Origin of the sequence: Bradyrhizobium sp. CCBAU 11361 (assembly GCF_028128935.1) — a bacterium.
In the GTDB taxonomy this organism is placed as follows: Bacteria; Pseudomonadota; Alphaproteobacteria; order Rhizobiales; family Xanthobacteraceae; genus Bradyrhizobium; species Bradyrhizobium niftali.
In genome coordinates, this window is sequence record NZ_LBJZ01000200.1 from 27,712 (window position 1) to 44,324 (window position 16,613).

A 16,613-nucleotide genomic window follows, 5' to 3' on the forward strand; every position below is an offset into this window, starting at 1 on the left:
TCAATCTCGAGCCGTCATGAAGATCGTTCGCACCACTGAATGTCGAACGTCGCCTTGGAAGAAGGGAGGCGGTTCGACGACAGAGATTGCTATTTCGCCACCAAGCGCGTCGCTGGATGCATTCGACTGGCGCATCAGTACGGCGCGCGTGGCTTCGGATGGGCCTTTCTCTGAATTTCCCGGCGTTGACCGTACCCTCGCTGTCCTCGAGGGGGACGGACTATCCCTGACGATAGGAGATTCTGCGCCAATTGTACTTGATCGCAATGCCGAACCGGTGAACTTTCCCGGCGACACCCGCGCGGCCGCTCGCCTGCACGCTGGCGAGATCAGGGATCTTAATGTCATGACGCTGCGCGGCGCGTTTGAGCATCGGCTCGTGCACATCAGGCAACCGACAGTTTGCGACTTTATGAGATACGATGTCGCGGTAGTCGTCGCATCATTTGGCGACGTCAACCTTCAATCCTTCGGTGCGAAGGCAACGCTGGCGCGCGGTGACGCCGCTATCTTGGCGCGCGAAAGCGACGGCAACTGTAAAGTCACCCCGGCAGCCGAAACTGGATGTTATCTTGCGCTGCTCCGTATATGCCGCGGTCAGATCGGATGGGCGTAGCCCGCCGAGCGCGCCTCGGTGTCCCAACGCAACATCAGTTCGTAGTCGCCAATTTCGACGGGAGCGAAGCCGTCCAGACACAATTGATCCCTCAGGAGAGCGGACTCGGGCGACTTTCCAAAGGTCGTGAGCGTTGCTTGCAACTCCTCAACGATATCGTCGGGGCAGCCAGGTGCAGCCGCTAGAAATGGTATTGGCGCTGGTTCGGTCGTCGCAACGATCCGGACCTGGGAGCCAATTTCCGGTTCGTGACGGATCATCAGGTCCAGCGCGTAGCTGTCGAGCGGACCAATGTCGATATCGCCGGCGATAATCGCGTCTATGACCCGTCGTGGGGTCGTCAGCGGACCGACACTTTCGCGATAGAGCTTGGTGCGTCGCCGCCGGTAGTATGGCAGCAGGTGGTGACGCAGCGCGTTATAACCAGAATGAGAGTCCTGGACGGTGTACCCTAGCCTACCGCCAAAAGTGTCCTCGATCGCGTGGAATTCCGAGGCTGAGCGCACCAGAAGCCTCGTGGCATAAAACGGGCGTCCCGGAATCGAACATTTCGAGGGAATGGGCGCGACCACCGGCTTGAGCCGGCGTGTCGCTAACATGAACGGAAATCCGCAGATGAAGGCGCAGCCGAGGTCTTGGCGTAACCACAGATCTGCCAAGGCAAGCGGAAAGGCATGATCGATAATATCGAGATCGACGCCGCTGTCGCGAGCGAGCCAGCTGAACAACTCCTTCCACGCGGCCGCTGCCTCGGAGTTTACCGAATACATTCGCGCATTGGCGGTGTAGCGCATGTCAGGACCAGCGTTTAGGCAAAGCGCAAGCGCTGCCCCACTCCAACCCGTTCGGCCTTTTCCAGCATCGCGTGGCCCAACGCGATATCAGACAGCGAGAGCCCGCGATGCCAAAGGAGATTGGTTTCCGCATCGCTCTCACGGCCCGGCTTCAGACCAGCGACAATCTGGCCTAGTTCGGCATGAAGCGTCTTTTCGGAAAGCTTGCCCGTTTCGACGTGAGCACGAAGGCTGCCGAACTTTCCGCCCTTGCACTGCCCCCAATCATCGACGACCAGCTTCGTCATGATATCGGTCAGCGAAAGTTCGATTGCGCTCATCGTTCCGTAAGGCACGACAAAGGCGCCATTTTTGATCCATTCGGTTTTAAGCATCGGCGTCGGCTTGTCGAGACGGGACGCCTCGACCACTATGTCGGCCCCCTCAAGGCACGATTTCCAATCCGCTGTTGCCACTACCTTTTTGCCTAGATCCTGGCTGAGCCGTGCCGCAAAACTATTGCGGCTCTCCTCTCGGCGCGAATGGACGCGGATCTCGTCGAAATTGAACAGATGATCCAGCAGCCGGACATTCCAATAGGCAGTCCCCCGGGCACCGATGTGACCAAGAACCTTGGAGTTCTTGCGCGCCAAATACTTGGCGCCGATTGCCGTGACCGCCCCTGTTCGCATATCGGTGATACCGCTGGCATCCATGATTGCCTTTGGAGCGCCGGTCCAGGGGTCAAATAATGCCAGAACACCAAGCTCCGAATGAAGACCAAGCTTGTAGTTGTCTACGAAGTCGCCGACGATCTTGACCCCAGCTCGGTCGATCGGCGCCTTTATAGCCCCGCGCAAAACGTTGAAATGCCCGTTTGCGACACCTGGCTCAAGATGCATCCGTGGCTCGATAACCGTGTCACCTCTTCCTTGCGCCGCAAGGCTCGTTTCGATGGCCGCGAGTATCTCGTCGTTGGTAATCTTGAGTTCGTCGATGTCGAGGCGGTTCAGGTAAGAGATATAGATTGGCGGCATGGCGCAGCTTCCTCAACCTAATATGTCTATACATTATCGCAAGAAAGTAGGAAGTCAACGCGGCCACGCGATCTGGCACACGCCATTGTGCAGCGCGTTAGTTGCGCGTTAGTTTCGACGAAAACCGTCAAGGCGCCTCGCTGCGGAAAACGACTAACTGTCAAAAATCTCGCGGCTTGAGAGCGAGCTCAGCGCTCGAAATCCCAGGTCGGGGCGTTGAAGTGAATTCGTGTCAGCCAGGGAACGTTGCATGAGCCTCTGCACTGCCGGCGATGAGGCCCAACAACTTCTTGCCGTCCTCGATTTTGTCGACGGCAAAAAGAGCTAAGGCACCCTTGAGCGCGCTATCGCACTCATCGTCGTCCTTTACAGACCCAGTGTATTTCAAGTTATTGAGCACGAGTCAGAGCCAAGCACTCGCCATGTCCAAAATCCGAGTTCTCCCACCTGCATCCGGCTCCATGCGCTTGAATGCCGTCGTGCCGGCAATCATCAAGATGCCGATGCATCCCGACGCCCGACCAGTTGGGCGCCCTGTTTCCGCTTGTCCGCATGGCTGAGACATCCGACATCGTAGACGCGATCCTCTCTCTGTCCTTCCCATTGACGGCGGCCAGAGCGGTGCAGGTGAAACGCCGCCGCGTTCTTGGATCGCTGACGCTAAAGTATCGTCGACACCATCGTCCTATCGTTCCCAAACCGAATTTGTCGTACCTCCATATTGCGTGCAAGCAAAGTGCACGTCTACGAGGCCTGATCGACGACAATAATACCGAGAGGAGACTACAATTGTCATTCGGCCTGCAATATTGGCTCTGACTCACTTTTGATGCAGTTTGGGGGATGCGTGGCGCTTTGATTGGAGGAGAATCAACGCCATGCAGCAAGCACTCCACCGCTCCAGTCTGGTGCCGCGTGGGTTTGTTGTAGAGAGTGCGTACTACGAAGGTGATAAGGCCGTGATTGAGATCCGGGCGTCCGGAAGCGTCGGCCTGTGTCCCTTGTGCGGAACAGCGTGTCCATAGCCGGTATCGGCGACGCGTGACTGACCTCCCGCTTTCGGGGCGGATCGTACAGCTCCTGGTGGTCGCCCGCCGCTTCCGCTGCGACGCCGTCCTGTGCGGGCGCCAAATCTTTACTGAGCGCTTCGACGAAGGGGTGCTGGCTCCATCAGCGCGACGCACGGCGAGGCTGGACTCCATTGTCCATCACCTCGGTCTGGCTCTTGGCGGACGACCGGCGGCAGGCTTCGCAAAACGGCTGATGCTGCCGGTGAGCAAGGATACGCTCCTTCGCGTGGTTCGACGCCGTAGCCGTCCGCCGGCTGACCCGCTCAGGATTATCGGCATTGATGATTGGGCCTGGCGGCGCAATCACCGATACGCCAGCATCATCTGCAACCTGGAAAGGCGCCGGGTGGTCACCCTGCTGCCGGACCGTGAGCCCGCGACCGCCCAGGCCTGGCTCGCCGCCCATCCCACGATCGCGATCGTCGCCCGTGACCGCGGTGGAGGATATGGCGAAGCCGCAGCAAAGGCCCTGCCGCACGCGGTACAGGTCGCAGATCGTTGGCATTTGATGGAGAACGCCAGCCGGGCCTACCTCGATGCCGTCCGAAAATCGATGCGCCAGATCCGCAGCGCAATCGGAGCAACTACGATCAATCCCGAGCTGCTAACAGCTGCGGAGCGTCTCCAATATGAGGGCTATCTCCGGCGCGAGGAGGCTAACGCGACCATCTTGAGCCTGTCGAAAGGTGGGACGCCGATCAAGCAGATAGTGCGCCAGACGGGCCACAGCAGGGGGCTGGTGCGACAGGTGATCCGCGGCGAACGCCATGATGTCTTCCGGACCCGGGAGAGCTCTCTCGATCAGCACCTGCCATGGCTCGACGACCAATGGGCAGCCGGTTGCCGAAACGGCGCTGAACTTTGGCGCCGCTTACGGGCGCGCGGTTTCCGAGGCTCCCTTCGTGTTGTCGGCGAGTGGACGACTCGTAGACGGCGGGCCGAAAAGACTGATGTCGAAACCCTTCATCGGATTCCATCGGCCAGAACGATCGCTCGTCTCATGACCGTCGGACGGGATACGCTATCGAAGGCAGAGACGGTGACCGTCGCTGCGGTAGAAGCTGGCGTGCCACCCCTGGTCGAGGCACGCGAGATCATCGCCGAATTCCACCTGATGATCCGACGCAAGACCGAGGCGGGCCTCGTCCCATGGATCGAGCGCGCTCGCGCCAGTCTTGTTGCATCGTTCGCCCGCGGCGTAACGAACGATGAAGCGGCGGTTCGGGCGGCGATCACCTCGCCCTGGTCCAACGGACAGACTGAGGGGCAGATCACGCGCCTCAAGCTCGTCAGACGCCAAATGTACGGCCGTGGCAAAATCGATCTGCTTCAAGCCAGACTAATCGGCGCAGAATAAACCCAGCTGCACCAAAACTGCGTCAGAGCCAAATTTGCAGGCCGATTGACACACTGGGAGCCTGACGCGTTGCAGAGGACTCGTCGAGTTCGGAAGTCGCAAGATCGTGCATCCGTACGACTTGTCGGACGCGCGGAAGCACCGCCATTGCGGTTCGCGCCCCAAAAGGATCGAGATTCGCGCGAGCGCCAAGCGCATCGTGTTCGGAAGACGCGATGGCGCGAGTTCCCTCCTGGCGGTCGGCATGCGCGCGTTCGAAAAGAACGGGATGAACCTGCGCCAGCGTCCGAAACTGCGCTGGCCTATCGAGGACATCGCTCCTGCCGACGAGCAGGCAGGATCGGCCTTGACCGACCGCCTGCGCCGCGATCGCCATAGCGAGCGTCGACTTGCCGGTGCCACGATCACCACCGACCTCGATAGCCTCGGTTGCGGCGTCGCGCAGCATCGCCGCTTGTACGGGATCGAGCGTGATCATAGCGGTGCGCCGCCCGCCCGAAAGTCCAGCCGTTCCATTTCCCCTGCCGCCCCAGCTTATGATTTTGGTTGCATAAAGCTTGCACACACCTGGGCGAACGCCAATGCAAATTCTTGAGTTAGGGCATGGACTTTCGAGGAATGCCGAAGCTCTCCCGGGATTTTTTCAGCGATGGGAAGCTAAAATTCTTCCTGTCAACAGATGTTGCCCGGGGAGAGGATCGAAAACGTTTCTCGACTCTAATGTTCTTGATATGTTCTATAGTCGACATGACCGACCACCCCGCGAGCTGGCGCATGCCGACACCCAAGCAGATAGACAAGATGGCCGCCGCCGTTGCCAGGAAGGCTTCTCCCGCGCCTGGGCTGGCTCCGGATGATGACCTGCCGCCCGAGTATTGGCAGGCCCTCCTGGACGACGCTGGTGCCGACGGCGGCCATTCGGGCCTAGGCGCGTCCGGACGCCTGCTGCGGTTGAGCGAAATTCCTCAACATTTACTGAGGGTGGGCTGCCGGCGCTGCGGCCGGACCGTCGAGATCCAGAAGGTCGATGCCGCCCGCTTGTACGGTCCGGACGCGATCTGGCGAGACGTCGGCCAACGCCTCCTGGACAACACGTGCACGAACCGGACCGGGCGCCATGAGGAAGACGGCTGCTGGCCGTCGTACGAAACCTGACGCGCCGGACGATGGCGCCGAAGCACCACCCGACGCCCCTTTCCGGAGGCGACCGCAAGGCCCTCGCCAAAGAACTCGGCAAGGCCCGCGCCATGACGACGATCCTGGCCGCTCAATCCGCACAAGCTCGGGCCAAGGGGGAAGCCCTCATCAAGCAGGCCGACCGGCTCCTGTGTGAATCGTGGAACGAGCGCATGTGGTCGGACGGCGAGCCGATCGACCCGTCGCCGACGATCGACCAAGCGATCAACGGCGGCCACCCATGGCTCGAAATCGAATGTTCGCGCTGCAAGACGAAACGGGACGTCGACATGGCAGCGCTGCGCCATCCGTCGACCACCTTCGTGCACGACCTGGCGAGCCGGCTCCGCTGCAGCAAGTGCGCCAAGGCCAATCGCCGGCCGCCGGCGACGCTGCTACAGTTGGCGCAGCGCCCTCGCCAGGCCGCTCCGGAGACCTGACGCAATCTCTACTCGATCACCACCAACCAAGCCGCCATTAGCGCACTGTTCCGTGTCGTCAACCGGTACATCGGCAATCTCGCCCCGATGCCAGGCGTGTTTCCGGATTATCAGGCGCCGATCGTGCGCAGCGGCCCTGCGGGCCGGGAGCTCGCGACCGCCCGCTGGGGCATGCCCTCGTCGCAGAAGGCGCTCATGGACGCGACGAAGAAGCGGGCCGAGAAGCTAGAGGCCAAGGGCAAGACCGTCGATTTCAAGGAATTGCTTCGGATGGAGCCGGATTCCGGAACTACCAACATCCGCAACGTGAAGAGCAAACACTGGACCCAGTGGCTGGGTCCGGAACACCGCTGCATAGTGCCGTTCAACAGCTTCAGCGAATTCAACAAGGCCGAGGGCGGCGACATCTGGTTCGCGCTTGACGAGAGCCGCCCGCTCCTCTGCTTCGCGGGCATGTGGACCAACTGGACATCTGTCAGGAAGGTCAAAGAAGGCGAGACCACAAACGATCTCTACGCGTTCCTGACGACGGAGCCCAACGCCGAAGTCGGCGCCATTCATCCGAAGGCGATGCCGGTGATCCTGACGACGCCCGACGAGGTAGAAACCTGGATGACCGCGCCCGCCGAGGGAGCTCTGAAGCTGCAGCGCCCCCTTCCGGATGGCACGCTCCGGATCGTCGCCCGAGGTGCAAAGGAAGATAAGGTCGGCTAGACGAGGCCTTATGACCGACATACGCGAGAACCTCAGATCACAACCGCTGCGGATTGGCATTTCGACCCGCGCCCTCTTCAATCTCGAAGAGGAGCACGCCGTTTTCGAGAACGAAGGGGTAATGGCTTACTCGGCGTTGCAGCTCGAGCGAGAGGACGCCCTCATCGCGAAAGGGCCAGGCTTTGAAGTCGTGGAGAGACTTCTGCGACTGAACGAGCCAGATCAAAAGCCATACGTAGAGGTGTTCCTTCTCTCGCGGAATTCACCCGACCTCTCCCTTCGGGCGTTCAATTCGATCGACCGATACGGGCTCGGGATAAAGGCCGGCAGCTTCACCAGCGGGCGGTCGCTCGGCCCTTTCATCTCCGCTTGGGAATTGGATCTCTTTCTCTCCAACGAGATCACTGACGTGAGGGCGGCAATAGATGCCGGGGCCGCCGCAGCGAAACTCGGCACGGCCCCCGACGCTCGCCCAGAGGATCCGGGCGACGAAGTTCGTATCGCCTTTGATGGGGACGCCGTTGTGTTCAGCGCGGAATCCGATGAAGTCTTCAAGCTTCACGGCCTGCAGGCTTTCCTGAAGCATGAACGAGAGAACGCGAGAACGCCGATGTCCGGCGGTCCATTCGGCAAATTCCTGAGAAAGCTCTCGATCCTCCGGCAAATCTTCATGAACGACCGGGGCGTCAGCAGAGTGCGAGTTGCCATTGTCACGGCGCGCAACGCGCCTGCCCATGCCCGCGTGGTACACACGCTCCGTGATTGGGGAACGCCAGCCGACGAAGCGCATTTCGTGGGCGTACGACCTAAGGGTCCAATACTGAAGGCCCTGGGGGCGCATATTTTCTTCGACGACCAGGAAAAGCACGTCCTCGGCGCATCTCAGGTCGTTCCCTCCGGCCACGTTCCCGGTCCACATGATCCGACGAGCCGATAATCCCCGCGGGGTTCTGAGCTGCGGAACACGTGGACAAGCCCGAGACCTGCTGTTTGCGAATCCCTGACCCGTGCTAACCGCCCGGAACGAGGGGAAGGACAGAGGGATTCGTCCCGGCAGGAGGGATCTCGATGCTGATGACGAAGGAACGGCGACCGGCGATCCGCACGCTGCGCGGGTGGGCAATCGACGTGCTGCAGGAGGCAGGCGCCATCCACGAATGCGAGGAGCACGGCTGGGCGAAGGACCGGGCCGATCCGCATGCTCGCGAGCGAGCCTTCGAGGTCGCACGGCGCGATCCACCAGCGGGCATCTCCTCCGAAGGTGCAATTGCGGAGCTGCGCGACATACTGGACTCCATCGGGGACACCTGCCCTGAGTGCCCGGCCGAGGAGTAGAAGCCCAGCAACGTCCTACTATCCCGCTCAGGCGGCATAGGTCGATGGGGCCTTAATTTGCGGCTTTACTGCTCGCGCTCCCGTCCGCTCGTGATGGCCGCCGATCTCCTCGACCACCACGCGAACCTCTTTGCCAAACAGTCGGCGCATGCCATGCGACAGCTCACCGAACCGGTCGGTGATCAGGGTGTCGAGGGCGTGCAATGGAGAGCGCTCGATCCTGACTGCGGCCATAATTGTTGCAAGGCAGGCCGGTTCTTCGAGGAAGGCCCGAATCTCAGCGGAGGTGGTCATTGGGAAATCTCCAGTTTGTGGGGCGCTGGAAATACACCATTTCGCGGCACCAGCAAGGGGATCACCCAGGTATTTCGACCAGACCCCTAGCGTTTGCTGCGCCGCATCAGATTATCCGCAACGTTGCGCGAGAACCTTCTCCGGGAGAAAGCCTTAGGGGTGCTTGCGCAAATTGTATCGGGAGCTCGCGGCCGCGATTGGCGACCGCACCATATGAATCCGGATGAAGCGACGTCGACGGAGCGGATCCGGCCTCGATCGGATCGGCATGGGCCGAAAACGTCGTGAATCGCTTGTTTTTCCGGTACCTTGTGGACCTTTCTTATGGCACACCGGTCCTTGGAGAGCCGAAATCCCTGAGAATCGATGCTTCACGACCCGAACGATCTGGCAGCCATGGCCGAGGCCTTGAGCCGGTCGGCCGACTACCGGGTGCTGCGGCGCCTGGTGCCGCGGGCCGCATCCCAGCCAATCATCGGGCGGGATTGCAGGACCGGCATCCTGCTGGACACCGAGACGACCGGCCTCGATCACGCCAGAGACGAGATCATCGAGCTCGGGATGGTCAAATTCGAATACTCGGCCGATGGTCGCATCCTCGGCGTCCGCGAAACGTTCTCCGCCTTCAACGAGCCGAGTGCGCCGATTTCCGCGGAAGTGACGGCACTCACCGGCATCACCGACGAGATGGTGGCCGGTCACCGGATCGACAAGGCATCTGTGAATGCCTTTGTCGACGGGGCAGTCATCACGATCGCGCATAACAGTAGTTTCGACCGGAAGTTCGCGGAGCGCTACTGGCCCGTGTTCGAGCACAAAGCTTGGGGTTGCAGCATGAGCGAGATCGACTGGCGCAAACATGGTTTCGCGGGCGCCCAACTCGGCTATCTGTTGAACGGCGCGGGCTATTTCCACCATGCGCACCGCGCCATCGACGACTGCCACGCCCTATTGGAGGTACTCGCTTTCGAATTGCCGACGATGGGCTCGTCGGCACTGGCGCTGCTGCTGGAGACCGCTCGCAGGCCGACTATGCGGGTCTGGGCGGAGCAGACCGCATTCGAGCTCAAGGATTCCTTGAAGCGCAGGGGCTACCGCTGGAATGACGGCAGCGACGGGCGACCCAAGTCCTGGTTCATAGACGTCGATGAGACCGGTCTCGACGATGAGATCGCGTTCCTGCGGACCCAGATCTACATGCAGGACGTCGAGCCTAGCGTGCAGAGGCTGACCGCGTTCACACGGTTTTCCAACCGGATCTGAGGCGGCCTTGCTGGCTTACCGCCCGAGATGCTTCTCGACCCGCTTGCGGGCGTTGCCGACCTTCTTGACCGCCTTCTTGACGGCGGAGGCCGAGCGGCCGGTCTTCTTGGCTTCGTAACCGACTTCGTACTTCTGCCCGCCGGCGACGCGGGCCCGGTCCTGCTTGCGTCCTCGCGCGCTCTTCTTCGCTGCCTTTGCCATGGTCGGCTCCTTCATTGAACGATGCCGAAGCAACGTCACAAGGATTCACTGGTTCCGGAACGATTCCGCATGTGCCACCTTGAATCACGTTTGTTGCGTGGAGTTCGTTCGTGGCGTTTGCGCGTAGGAAGCCGGCCGATATCGGCGTCAAGGCGCCATTCCCCGGATTCGTAGAACCGGCCTTGGCATCATCGATCGAGAAGGTGCCGTCCGGAGCGCGGTGGATTCACGAAATCAAATTCGACGGCTATCGCGTCCAGGTACATCTGGCGAACGAGGCCGTCAAAGTCCTCACCCGGCGCGGTCACGACTGGACCCATCGCTTCAAGAAGGTCGCCGCCGATGCCTGGCACATCAAAGCCGCATCGGCGATCGTCGACGGCGAGGTCGTGGTCCCAGCCGCCGACGGCACCGCTGACTTCTCGGTCTTGCAGAACGAGCTGAAAGGAAGGTCCACCAACATCGTCCTGGTCGCTTTCGATCTCCTGTATCTGAATGGTCGCGACTTGCGGAAACTGCCGCTCTTCCAGCGCAAGACCGAGCTCAAGAAGATCGTCTCAGGCACGGGGATCCAGTTCAGCGAAAGCTTCGAGATGGAGGGTCACGAGATGTTCGCGCACGCCTGCAAGATCGGCCTGGAGGGCGTCATCTCGAAAGTTCGCGACAGCGTGTATGCCAGCGGCCGTGGCAACAACTGGGTCAAAAAGACCTGCGCGCAGCGGGAAACGCTGACCATCGCGGGCTTCGCGCTCGACGAGGGGAAATGGGACGGCATCTATCTCGGGCGGCGAAAGGGAGAGCACCTTGTCTACGCAGGCAAAGTCGACCACGGCTTCGACAAGGTCTCCGCCTCCGACCTGCAGAAGCGGTTGAAGCCGCTGATCCGGAAGACCCAGCCGTATTCGAAGCGGATCGCCCACAAAGGCATCTGGGTCGAGCCGAAGCTGCTCGCCGAGGTCGAGTATCGGGCAAAGTCGGCCGAGGGGAAGGTGCGGCACCCGTTCTTCAAGGGGCTGCGCGAGGACCTTTGAGACGTCACGCAGCCCCCCTTTCCTGCGCCACATCATACGCGGCGGACCGATCGGGGAATCCACCCTGTAACTCGGCCAGCAGCCGCTGCTCACGCTCGATCCGGCTCCGATAGAGCTGGCGCTCGCTCTCGGTTTTGACGCTCGCCAGCAGCAGGCGATAGTGTCCGATGACCTTTTCGCTGCCGCGGATAAGGAGCTCGCGGACGTCGCTCATCCCTCGGCCCCTATCCTTGCGGAATCTGACTGGCCTTTCGGAAGCGCGAATGCGACGGGGAAAGTGTCGAGGGCCAAAGCATCGAGCGCAGTCTGCTCTTCGGCGAGGCGTCGTTCGATGAACTGACGTTCCAGCTCCGACAGCTTCGTCTGGAGCAGCCGTCGATAGCGGTGGATGTTGTTGCGGTGCGCACGAATGCGGGCAAAGTCTTCGTCGAGCATCGTCGTCTCTCCTGACGGTCGTCACGGTCCTTCTTGATGTTGAAAAGCGGGAAGCGAATTTCCCGACACAAAAATATTCGGGGCGATACCTGAGTCAAGATTCCGGCGGCGGTAGAACGCCCAAATCCTTGGTCGGATCACCCAACGGCGTTTGCGGTGCCGCAATGGTCGACAGCTCTGCACCGCGACCGAGCGCCGCATGGATTTTTTTCGATCCGCCCCTTGAAACGACTTCTCGTTTTTCTAAGTCATTTTTCGCCGCGAGAGCGGTGTGCCGGGCGCCTTCACGGGTCCGGCGCGGGCGCCGGGCCGGGTGCCAGACCCGCTCTGACTCCAGCCTTGCGCTCCTTGTATCCATCTTGCTCTTTGGAGGACTTGGTTATGAGGACCACCTTTGACTTCGCGCCCCTGTGGCGCTCCACCATCGGCTTCGACCACCTGGCCGACCTCGTCGACAGCACGCTCCGCCAGGCGAGCGAAGACCACTATCCCCCGTACAACATCGAACGCACCAGCGAGGATCACTACCGGATCTCGGTCGCCGTCGCCGGCTTCGAAGCCGATGACATCGCCGTGACAGCCGAGCAGAATGCGCTCACGATCGAGGGCAGGAAGCCCGAAGAAGCGGCCGGCGAATACCTGTACCGGGGCATCGCCGCGCGTCCTTTCCGGCGCGTGTTCAACCTCGCCGACTACGTTCAGGTGAAGGAAGCCTCCTTCCGCGACGGACTGCTGATCATCGATCTCGTCCGCGAGGTGCCGGAAGCCATGAAGCCGCGCCGGATCCAGATTGGAAGCGGCGCCTCTCCCGCCTCGCAGATCGAGCAGAAGAAGGCGGCCTGACGCCTGATCGAGGTTCGACAGTGGAACGCGGCGCGCGCAAGCGCGGCCGCGCTCCCTGCCTCATGCAACGAAGGAGAAAAATATGGCAGTTCGTGATCTCATTCCCTGGTCGAGAAACCAGGAACTCGCGCCGGCGCGCGGCACCGATCCGTTCATGACGCTGCATCGCGAAATGAACCGGCTGTTCGACGATGTCTTCCGCGGCTTCGGCGGGACGGGCCTGTCGCCGCTCATGGAAGGGCAATTCGGTTGGCCCAAGATCGAGCTCAGCGAGACCGACAAGGCGCTGACGATCTCAGCCGAGCTTCCCGGCATGACGGAGAAGGACGTCCAGATCGAAATCGCGAACGGGGTGCTGACCATCCGCGGCGAGAAGAAGAGCGAGCGCAAGGACGAAGGCAGATACTTCACCGAGCGCCACTACGGCTCGTTCCAGCGGCAGATCGCACTCGAGGACGTCGAGGAGGACAAGGCCGAGGCCTCGTTCAAGAACGGCGTCCTGACGATCTCGGTCCCCAAGTCAGAGAACCCGCGAGCGGGCGTCAAGCGCATCGCGATCAACACGCAGTAAAGACCATCACGGGCGGCGGATCGCCGCCGCCCAAACTCACCGAAACCCGTCCCGACGAAAGGAGCGTAAAGGGAGGCAATCGATGACCAACGCCAACACGAACACCGGCAATCTCAATCCGTTCTTCCATCCGGCAGCGCACTATGCGTCTCCGGAGGACGTCCTGAATGACGACGAACTCTCCGTACCGGAGAAGCGGATCATCCTGTCGTCATGGGCGTCCGACATGTTCGCCGTCGAATCCTGTCCCGCTTTGCGAGAGATTCCCGGCATGGGCCACACGATCCGGCTCGCCGACATCCTCGCGGCTCTGCGTGGGCTCGACGGCGACGACGATCCGCCCCGACCCGGCGGCGTCCCCATGCGGCTGCGGCGGCCCTGGGCCGCCGCGCAGCGGAGGTCCGGATGATGCTCACGCAGGCTGTCGTGACGATGGTTCTGCTGGGGCATGCTTCCGCGGCGTGGGCCGTACCGTTGATTGCTTTCATGAGCGAGTTGGAGACCGGCCCGCGCAGCGAGCGGAGGCGACACTCTGACGCTAATCCCGCACCCGGCGCAGGGCGGCCTCGAGCTTTTCCTTCCGCTTCTCCCAGCGGACCTCCTCGTCCTCGGCCCGCATGTCCAAAGCCGCGCGCTCCGCTTCGATGGCGCTCGTTGTCGCGTCGTGCTCGGCCTTCGCGTCATCAAGGGCGGCCTGAGCCTTTGCGACCGCGTTCTCCCGCCGCTCGCGCCCCTTGGCCATGGCGGCCTCTTCTCGCCGGCGCTCAACATCGCGGCGCTTGTGCTCCTTCTCGAATTCGGCTGTGGCCTTTCGGGCTTCCCGCTCGCTGATCTTGGGAGCGGTTCGCTTCGCCGGCTTAGGCCGACGCGTTTCACGCTGAGTTCGGTTCTCGCCGGACCCTAGATCGATTGGTAGATCGGAGTGCTCGGCAAAATGCCCGGACGACCCCGCCGGCCGCTTGAGCACCACTCCCGGCTTAGACATGGCCGCAGCGACCACATCGGGATCATCCGTCTCGCTGGCAAAACCCTGATGGAAGAGATTGCTGCCGGCGCCCCAGGCCTCGAGCGCAGCCTTCATCGACGGTGCCGCGACCGCCAAATCGTAGAAGCCCAGCGACGTCTGAAATGTCTTGAGCTTCCTTGCCATGAAGCGTGCAGGCTCGCCTAGCGCCGCGCGACCCACACCCCGAGCAGGAACGCGACGAAGAGCGACTGCAGGGGGGCTTTCATGGTCAACTCGCGCAACTGGTCGGCCCAGCGCACCGCCATGTCCGATTGGGGTGAGTGCCTTTGAAATACTCGCGGCTCCGCCCGGTCGCTCGGCCCAGCTTCCGATGCCCGCTCGATGCCGCCCTGAGTGTCCGTCAACCCGGAGGCTTCCGTCATTGCCGAAGCTTCTTTCATATCCATGCGGCTCTCCTACGATGGGGTCAGGCCGACTTCCGCTGCGGCTTGGCCGAGGGCTTCTTGGCGGCCGTTTCCTTCGCCAGCTTCTTCCCGGTGATCGACATCAGCATTTCCTTCTGGCCAGCTGATACCTTCTTCGGCTTCTTGGCCGGCTTGGCCGCCTTCGCTGGCGCGGCCTCCTCACCGACGCTGCGCCGCAGCGCCTCCATTAGGTCGACGACGTTGCCCGCCCGCGGCCGCTCCTTGGGCGTGATCGGTTTGCCGGAGCGCTTCTGGTTGATGAGGTCGATCAGCGCGGTCTCGTAGTGGTCCTCGAACTTCTCGGGATCGAAGTGGCCAGATTTCTTCTCGACGATGTGCCTGGCGAGATCGAGCATGTCTTTGGTGACCTTCACGTCCTGGATCTCGTCGAAGTATTCCGCCTCATTGCGGACCTCGTATGGATAGCGCAACAGTGTGCCGACGAGTCCCTTGTCCATCGGTTCGAGCGCGATGATGTGCTCGCGGTTGGTCAGTACCACCCGGCCGATCGCGACCTTGTCCATCTCCCGGATGGTCTCGCGGATCACGGCGAAGGCGTCGTGGCCGACTTTGCCGTCGGGACGCAGGTAGTAGGGCCGGATCAGATATCGCGGATCGATGTCGGACTTGTCGACGAACTCGTCGATCTCGATCGTCCGCGTCGACTCAAGGGCGATCTCCTCAAGCTCTTCCTTGGTGACCTCGATGTACTGGCCCTTGTCGAGTTCGTAGCCCTTGACGATGTCCTCGTTGGACACCTCGTCGCCGGTGTCGGCGTCGACCTTCAGGTACTTGATACGGTGGCCGGTCGCCCGGTTGAGCTGATTGAAGCTGATCTTCTCGCTCTCCGAGGTGGCGGGGTAAAGCGCGACCGGACAGGTGACGAGGGACAGACGTAGGAAGCCCTTCCAGTTGGCGCGCGGGGCCATGATACGCAGAACTCCGGTTGGGACGGCTTGGATTCAAGACGAACGGGGCGGTCCGGTTCCGACAGTCGACGGTCGAACCTCCTTCATTTTCGCGAACCGTTCCTTGGGCTTGTTTTTCCTTGCTCTAGCTCAAGCGCCTGCCGATGCCCGGGGAATCCGGGCCGAATTCAATCGACAGCGCCGCTGCTTGGGCGGCATGCGGGCGCTTGACTCTTGGCGAACAAACTAGGAACATTTGACTTGCCCGCTGCGCCCGAAATAGCCGCGCCAGGCGAGGGCGATCTCGAACTGGCCGCCGACCAGCCGATCGAAGCCTGCGGCGGCGACGCAAGGAAGATGGTGAAAGGCGCTCCTGGTTGCGAACGACTTTCTGAAGCAGCAGCTCGAGGCGCTCCGGACGAAGGTGTCCACGGGCTACGCCCGCGGACGGGCTCGGCCGTCTCGGGAACGCAAGGACGAGGCAAATGGCTGAAGTGACCTACTATGTCGCTCTACCGTTCGTTTTCTCCGACGACGGCGTCGCCGCCGGCGAGGCGACGGAGTGCTTCAGCGCCAATGCCGCGGTCATGCGGGCCGAGGCGCTGTCGCGCAAGCCCGGACACGCCGGCGCTGTCGCGTTCAGCCGCAGCGGGGATCCCGCGACCGGGGACTTCGGCGACGCGAAGCTGATCCGGAAGTTCGGGGACGTTCCGGACGATCTGAGCACACTCTGACCGACTGCAAAAGTAGAGTCACTCGTCACTCCGACCGACGGCATCTCCCGGTTCGAGCAAGCTCAGTGCGGTCTCGATCTGCGCGAGCAGCCTTTCGATTTCCTCGCGCTCGTTCGGCCCAGGATCGCTCTCCAGTTGCGCCAGGAGTCGTTCCTTCCGCGCAAGCAACTTCGCGACGGTCGACATAGCGCCCTTCCCTTGTTCTGCAGCTGCATCTTTCAAGGAAGTTGGTGTGCCGGCGACGATCCCGCCAGTCCTGTCGCCGGCAACGGGCCCACCGCAGGCTGGATGGCCACAGACCCTGAATGGAAGACGAATGGACTACCGGCCTCGGCGCCAGGGCCGGATTCCTCGGAAGCTACCTAGCTGGCGGGCGCAGCGGGC

Annotated in this window: 24 protein-coding genes and 1 pseudogene; 13 read left to right on the forward strand and 12 right to left on the reverse strand. The window is 61.8% G+C overall.

Annotated elements, in window-relative coordinates; all coding sequences use genetic code 11:
- Window positions 1–16: 16 nt before the first annotated feature.
- Window positions 17–616, forward strand: a complete 600-nt coding sequence (locus XI08_RS43605) for a HutD/Ves family protein (protein WP_271579161.1) — start codon at window positions 17–19, stop codon at window positions 614–616.
- On the opposite strand, the gene XI08_RS43610 is transcribed toward XI08_RS43605, so the two are convergent.
- Complete coding sequence (locus XI08_RS43610; RefSeq protein WP_271579162.1) at window positions 598–1,410, reverse strand: phosphate/phosphite/phosphonate ABC transporter substrate-binding protein; 813 nt, start codon at window positions 1,408–1,410, stop codon at window positions 598–600. The two genes, XI08_RS43605 and XI08_RS43610, sit on opposite strands and share 19 nt — an antisense overlap.
- A gap of 14 nt (window positions 1,411–1,424) precedes the next feature.
- Complete coding sequence (locus tag XI08_RS43615; RefSeq protein WP_271579163.1) at window positions 1,425–2,426, reverse strand: ornithine cyclodeaminase family protein; 1,002 nt, start codon at window positions 2,424–2,426, stop codon at window positions 1,425–1,427.
- A gap of 878 nt (window positions 2,427–3,304) precedes the next feature.
- On the opposite strand from XI08_RS43615, the pseudogene XI08_RS43620 reads away from it, so the two are divergent.
- Window positions 3,305–4,853, forward strand: a pseudogene (locus tag XI08_RS43620) (ISL3 family transposase).
- Window positions 4,854–4,875: 22 nt separating this feature from the next.
- Here the strand turns inward: XI08_RS43620 and XI08_RS43625 are convergent.
- Window positions 4,876–5,331, reverse strand: a complete 456-nt coding sequence (locus tag XI08_RS43625; protein WP_271579164.1) for an ATP-binding protein — start codon at window positions 5,329–5,331, stop codon at window positions 4,876–4,878.
- A 269-nt stretch (window positions 5,332–5,600) separates the two neighbouring features.
- Here XI08_RS43625 and XI08_RS43630 point away from each other — a divergent pair, with 269 nt between their 5' ends.
- The 5 genes from XI08_RS43630 (at window position 5,601) to XI08_RS43650 (ending at window position 8,518) form a co-directional block, all read left to right on the forward strand.
- Window positions 5,601–6,008, forward strand: coding sequence for a hypothetical protein (locus XI08_RS43630; RefSeq protein WP_271579492.1), 408 nt, complete (start codon window positions 5,601–5,603; stop codon window positions 6,006–6,008).
- Window positions 6,009–6,019: 11 nt separating this feature from the next.
- Window positions 6,020–6,469 (forward strand): hypothetical protein, encoded by a 450-nt coding sequence (locus tag XI08_RS43635; RefSeq protein ID WP_271579165.1) that lies wholly within the window; start codon window positions 6,020–6,022, stop codon window positions 6,467–6,469.
- A 15-nt stretch (window positions 6,470–6,484) separates the two neighbouring features.
- Complete coding sequence (locus tag XI08_RS43640) at window positions 6,485–7,183, forward strand: SOS response-associated peptidase (protein ID WP_271579493.1); 699 nt, start codon at window positions 6,485–6,487, stop codon at window positions 7,181–7,183.
- Window positions 7,184–7,193: 10 nt separating this feature from the next.
- Window positions 7,194–8,120 (forward strand): 5'-nucleotidase, encoded by a 927-nt coding sequence (locus XI08_RS43645; protein WP_271579166.1) that lies wholly within the window; start codon window positions 7,194–7,196, stop codon window positions 8,118–8,120.
- 131 nt (window positions 8,121–8,251) lie between these two features.
- Window positions 8,252–8,518 (forward strand): hypothetical protein, encoded by a 267-nt coding sequence (locus XI08_RS43650; protein ID WP_271579167.1) that lies wholly within the window; start codon window positions 8,252–8,254, stop codon window positions 8,516–8,518.
- Window positions 8,519–8,545: 27 nt separating this feature from the next.
- Here XI08_RS43650 and XI08_RS43655 read toward each other — a convergent pair whose 3' ends face one another.
- Window positions 8,546–8,812: a hypothetical protein gene (locus XI08_RS43655; protein ID WP_271579168.1), complete on the reverse strand. Its 267-nt coding sequence runs from the start codon at window positions 8,810–8,812 to the stop codon at window positions 8,546–8,548.
- Window positions 8,813–9,178: 366 nt separating this feature from the next.
- Between XI08_RS43655 and XI08_RS43660 the strand changes: the two genes are divergently transcribed.
- The gene (locus XI08_RS43660) at window positions 9,179–10,075 is read left to right on the forward strand and encodes a 3'-5' exonuclease (protein ID WP_271579169.1); all 897 of its coding nucleotides are present in this window, start codon (window positions 9,179–9,181) and stop codon (window positions 10,073–10,075) included.
- A 15-nt stretch (window positions 10,076–10,090) separates the two neighbouring features.
- On the opposite strand, the gene XI08_RS43665 is transcribed toward XI08_RS43660, so the two are convergent.
- Window positions 10,091–10,276: a DUF3606 domain-containing protein gene (locus XI08_RS43665; RefSeq protein WP_271579170.1), complete on the reverse strand. Its 186-nt coding sequence runs from the start codon at window positions 10,274–10,276 to the stop codon at window positions 10,091–10,093.
- A 110-nt stretch (window positions 10,277–10,386) separates the two neighbouring features.
- Here XI08_RS43665 and ligD point away from each other — a divergent pair, with 110 nt between their 5' ends.
- Entirely contained in the window at window positions 10,387–11,307 is a 921-nt protein-coding gene (gene ligD, locus XI08_RS43670; protein WP_271579171.1) for a non-homologous end-joining DNA ligase, read from the forward strand.
- Window positions 11,308–11,311: 4 nt separating this feature from the next.
- Here ligD and XI08_RS43675 read toward each other — a convergent pair whose 3' ends face one another.
- Together XI08_RS43675 and XI08_RS43680 are read right to left on the reverse strand one after the other, a co-directional pair.
- On the reverse strand, window positions 11,312–11,521 hold the full coding sequence (locus XI08_RS43675; protein WP_271579172.1) for a hypothetical protein: 210 nt from the start codon (window positions 11,519–11,521) through the stop codon (window positions 11,312–11,314).
- Window positions 11,518–11,742 (reverse strand): hypothetical protein, encoded by a 225-nt coding sequence (locus XI08_RS43680; RefSeq protein WP_271579173.1) that lies wholly within the window; start codon window positions 11,740–11,742, stop codon window positions 11,518–11,520. Before XI08_RS43680 ends, XI08_RS43675 begins: the two co-directional genes overlap by 4 nt.
- 381 nt (window positions 11,743–12,123) lie before the next feature.
- Here XI08_RS43680 and XI08_RS43685 point away from each other — a divergent pair, with 381 nt between their 5' ends.
- The 3 genes from XI08_RS43685 to XI08_RS43695 all read left to right on the forward strand — a co-directional run bounded on the left by XI08_RS43685 (window position 12,124) and on the right by XI08_RS43695 (window position 13,565).
- Window positions 12,124–12,585, forward strand: a complete 462-nt coding sequence (locus XI08_RS43685) for an Hsp20 family protein (protein ID WP_271579174.1) — start codon at window positions 12,124–12,126, stop codon at window positions 12,583–12,585.
- Window positions 12,586–12,667: 82 nt separating this feature from the next.
- Entirely contained in the window at window positions 12,668–13,156 is a 489-nt protein-coding gene (locus tag XI08_RS43690) for an Hsp20/alpha crystallin family protein (RefSeq protein WP_271579175.1), read from the forward strand.
- Between the two features lie 82 nt (window positions 13,157–13,238).
- Window positions 13,239–13,565, forward strand: coding sequence for a hypothetical protein (locus tag XI08_RS43695; protein WP_271579176.1), 327 nt, complete (start codon window positions 13,239–13,241; stop codon window positions 13,563–13,565).
- Window positions 13,566–13,694: 129 nt separating this feature from the next.
- Here XI08_RS43695 and XI08_RS43700 read toward each other — a convergent pair whose 3' ends face one another.
- From XI08_RS43700 to XI08_RS43715, 4 genes are all read right to left on the reverse strand, one after another.
- Window positions 13,695–14,306 (reverse strand): cell envelope biogenesis protein TolA, encoded by a 612-nt coding sequence (locus XI08_RS43700; RefSeq protein ID WP_271579177.1) that lies wholly within the window; start codon window positions 14,304–14,306, stop codon window positions 13,695–13,697.
- A 17-nt stretch (window positions 14,307–14,323) separates the two neighbouring features.
- Window positions 14,324–14,569 (reverse strand): hypothetical protein, encoded by a 246-nt coding sequence (locus XI08_RS43705; RefSeq protein ID WP_271579178.1) that lies wholly within the window; start codon window positions 14,567–14,569, stop codon window positions 14,324–14,326.
- A 20-nt stretch (window positions 14,570–14,589) separates the two neighbouring features.
- Complete coding sequence (ku, locus tag XI08_RS43710; RefSeq protein WP_271579179.1) at window positions 14,590–15,516, reverse strand: non-homologous end joining protein Ku; 927 nt, start codon at window positions 15,514–15,516, stop codon at window positions 14,590–14,592.
- A gap of 225 nt (window positions 15,517–15,741) precedes the next feature.
- Window positions 15,742–15,927: a hypothetical protein gene (locus tag XI08_RS43715; protein ID WP_271579180.1), complete on the reverse strand. Its 186-nt coding sequence runs from the start codon at window positions 15,925–15,927 to the stop codon at window positions 15,742–15,744.
- 53 nt (window positions 15,928–15,980) lie between these two features.
- Between XI08_RS43715 and XI08_RS43720 the strand changes: the two genes are divergently transcribed.
- Window positions 15,981–16,229: a hypothetical protein gene (locus XI08_RS43720; protein WP_271579181.1), complete on the forward strand. Its 249-nt coding sequence runs from the start codon at window positions 15,981–15,983 to the stop codon at window positions 16,227–16,229.
- Window positions 16,230–16,247: 18 nt separating this feature from the next.
- Here XI08_RS43720 and XI08_RS43725 read toward each other — a convergent pair whose 3' ends face one another.
- The gene (locus XI08_RS43725) at window positions 16,248–16,415 is read right to left on the reverse strand and encodes a hypothetical protein (RefSeq protein WP_271579182.1); all 168 of its coding nucleotides are present in this window, start codon (window positions 16,413–16,415) and stop codon (window positions 16,248–16,250) included.
- Between the last annotated feature and the right edge of the window lie 198 nt (window positions 16,416–16,613).

Excerpts from the sequence above, each read along its gene's own strand:
- XI08_RS43605 (WP_271579161.1), top strand. The coding sequence starts at position 17 with ATGAAGATCGTTCGCACCACTGAATGTCGAACGTCGCCTTGGAAGAAG.
- XI08_RS43610 (WP_271579162.1), bottom strand. The coding sequence starts at position 1,410 with ATGCGCTACACCGCCAATGCGCGAATGTATTCGGTAAACTCCGAGGCA.
- XI08_RS43615 (WP_271579163.1), bottom strand. The coding sequence starts at position 2,426 with ATGCCGCCAATCTATATCTCTTACCTGAACCGCCTCGACATCGACGAA.
- XI08_RS43625 (WP_271579164.1), bottom strand. The coding sequence starts at position 5,331 with ATGATCACGCTCGATCCCGTACAAGCGGCGATGCTGCGCGACGCCGCA.
- XI08_RS43630 (WP_271579492.1), top strand. The coding sequence starts at position 5,601 with ATGACCGACCACCCCGCGAGCTGGCGCATGCCGACACCCAAGCAGATA.
- XI08_RS43635 (WP_271579165.1), top strand. The coding sequence starts at position 6,020 with ATGGCGCCGAAGCACCACCCGACGCCCCTTTCCGGAGGCGACCGCAAG.
- XI08_RS43645 (WP_271579166.1), top strand. The coding sequence starts at position 7,194 with ATGACCGACATACGCGAGAACCTCAGATCACAACCGCTGCGGATTGGC.
- XI08_RS43650 (WP_271579167.1), top strand. The coding sequence starts at position 8,252 with ATGCTGATGACGAAGGAACGGCGACCGGCGATCCGCACGCTGCGCGGG.
- XI08_RS43655 (WP_271579168.1), bottom strand. The coding sequence starts at position 8,812 with ATGACCACCTCCGCTGAGATTCGGGCCTTCCTCGAAGAACCGGCCTGC.
- XI08_RS43660 (WP_271579169.1), top strand. The coding sequence starts at position 9,179 with ATGCTTCACGACCCGAACGATCTGGCAGCCATGGCCGAGGCCTTGAGC.
- XI08_RS43665 (WP_271579170.1), bottom strand. The coding sequence starts at position 10,276 with ATGGCAAAGGCAGCGAAGAAGAGCGCGCGAGGACGCAAGCAGGACCGG.
- XI08_RS43675 (WP_271579172.1), bottom strand. The coding sequence starts at position 11,521 with ATGAGCGACGTCCGCGAGCTCCTTATCCGCGGCAGCGAAAAGGTCATC.
- XI08_RS43680 (WP_271579173.1), bottom strand. The coding sequence starts at position 11,742 with ATGCTCGACGAAGACTTTGCCCGCATTCGTGCGCACCGCAACAACATC.
- XI08_RS43685 (WP_271579174.1), top strand. The coding sequence starts at position 12,124 with ATGAGGACCACCTTTGACTTCGCGCCCCTGTGGCGCTCCACCATCGGC.
- XI08_RS43690 (WP_271579175.1), top strand. The coding sequence starts at position 12,668 with ATGGCAGTTCGTGATCTCATTCCCTGGTCGAGAAACCAGGAACTCGCG.
- XI08_RS43695 (WP_271579176.1), top strand. The coding sequence starts at position 13,239 with ATGACCAACGCCAACACGAACACCGGCAATCTCAATCCGTTCTTCCAT.
- XI08_RS43700 (WP_271579177.1), bottom strand. The coding sequence starts at position 14,306 with ATGGCAAGGAAGCTCAAGACATTTCAGACGTCGCTGGGCTTCTACGAT.
- XI08_RS43705 (WP_271579178.1), bottom strand. The coding sequence starts at position 14,569 with ATGGATATGAAAGAAGCTTCGGCAATGACGGAAGCCTCCGGGTTGACG.
- ku (WP_271579179.1), bottom strand. The coding sequence starts at position 15,516 with ATGGCCCCGCGCGCCAACTGGAAGGGCTTCCTACGTCTGTCCCTCGTC.
- XI08_RS43720 (WP_271579181.1), top strand. The coding sequence starts at position 15,981 with ATGGCTGAAGTGACCTACTATGTCGCTCTACCGTTCGTTTTCTCCGAC.
- XI08_RS43725 (WP_271579182.1), bottom strand. The coding sequence starts at position 16,415 with ATGTCGACCGTCGCGAAGTTGCTTGCGCGGAAGGAACGACTCCTGGCG.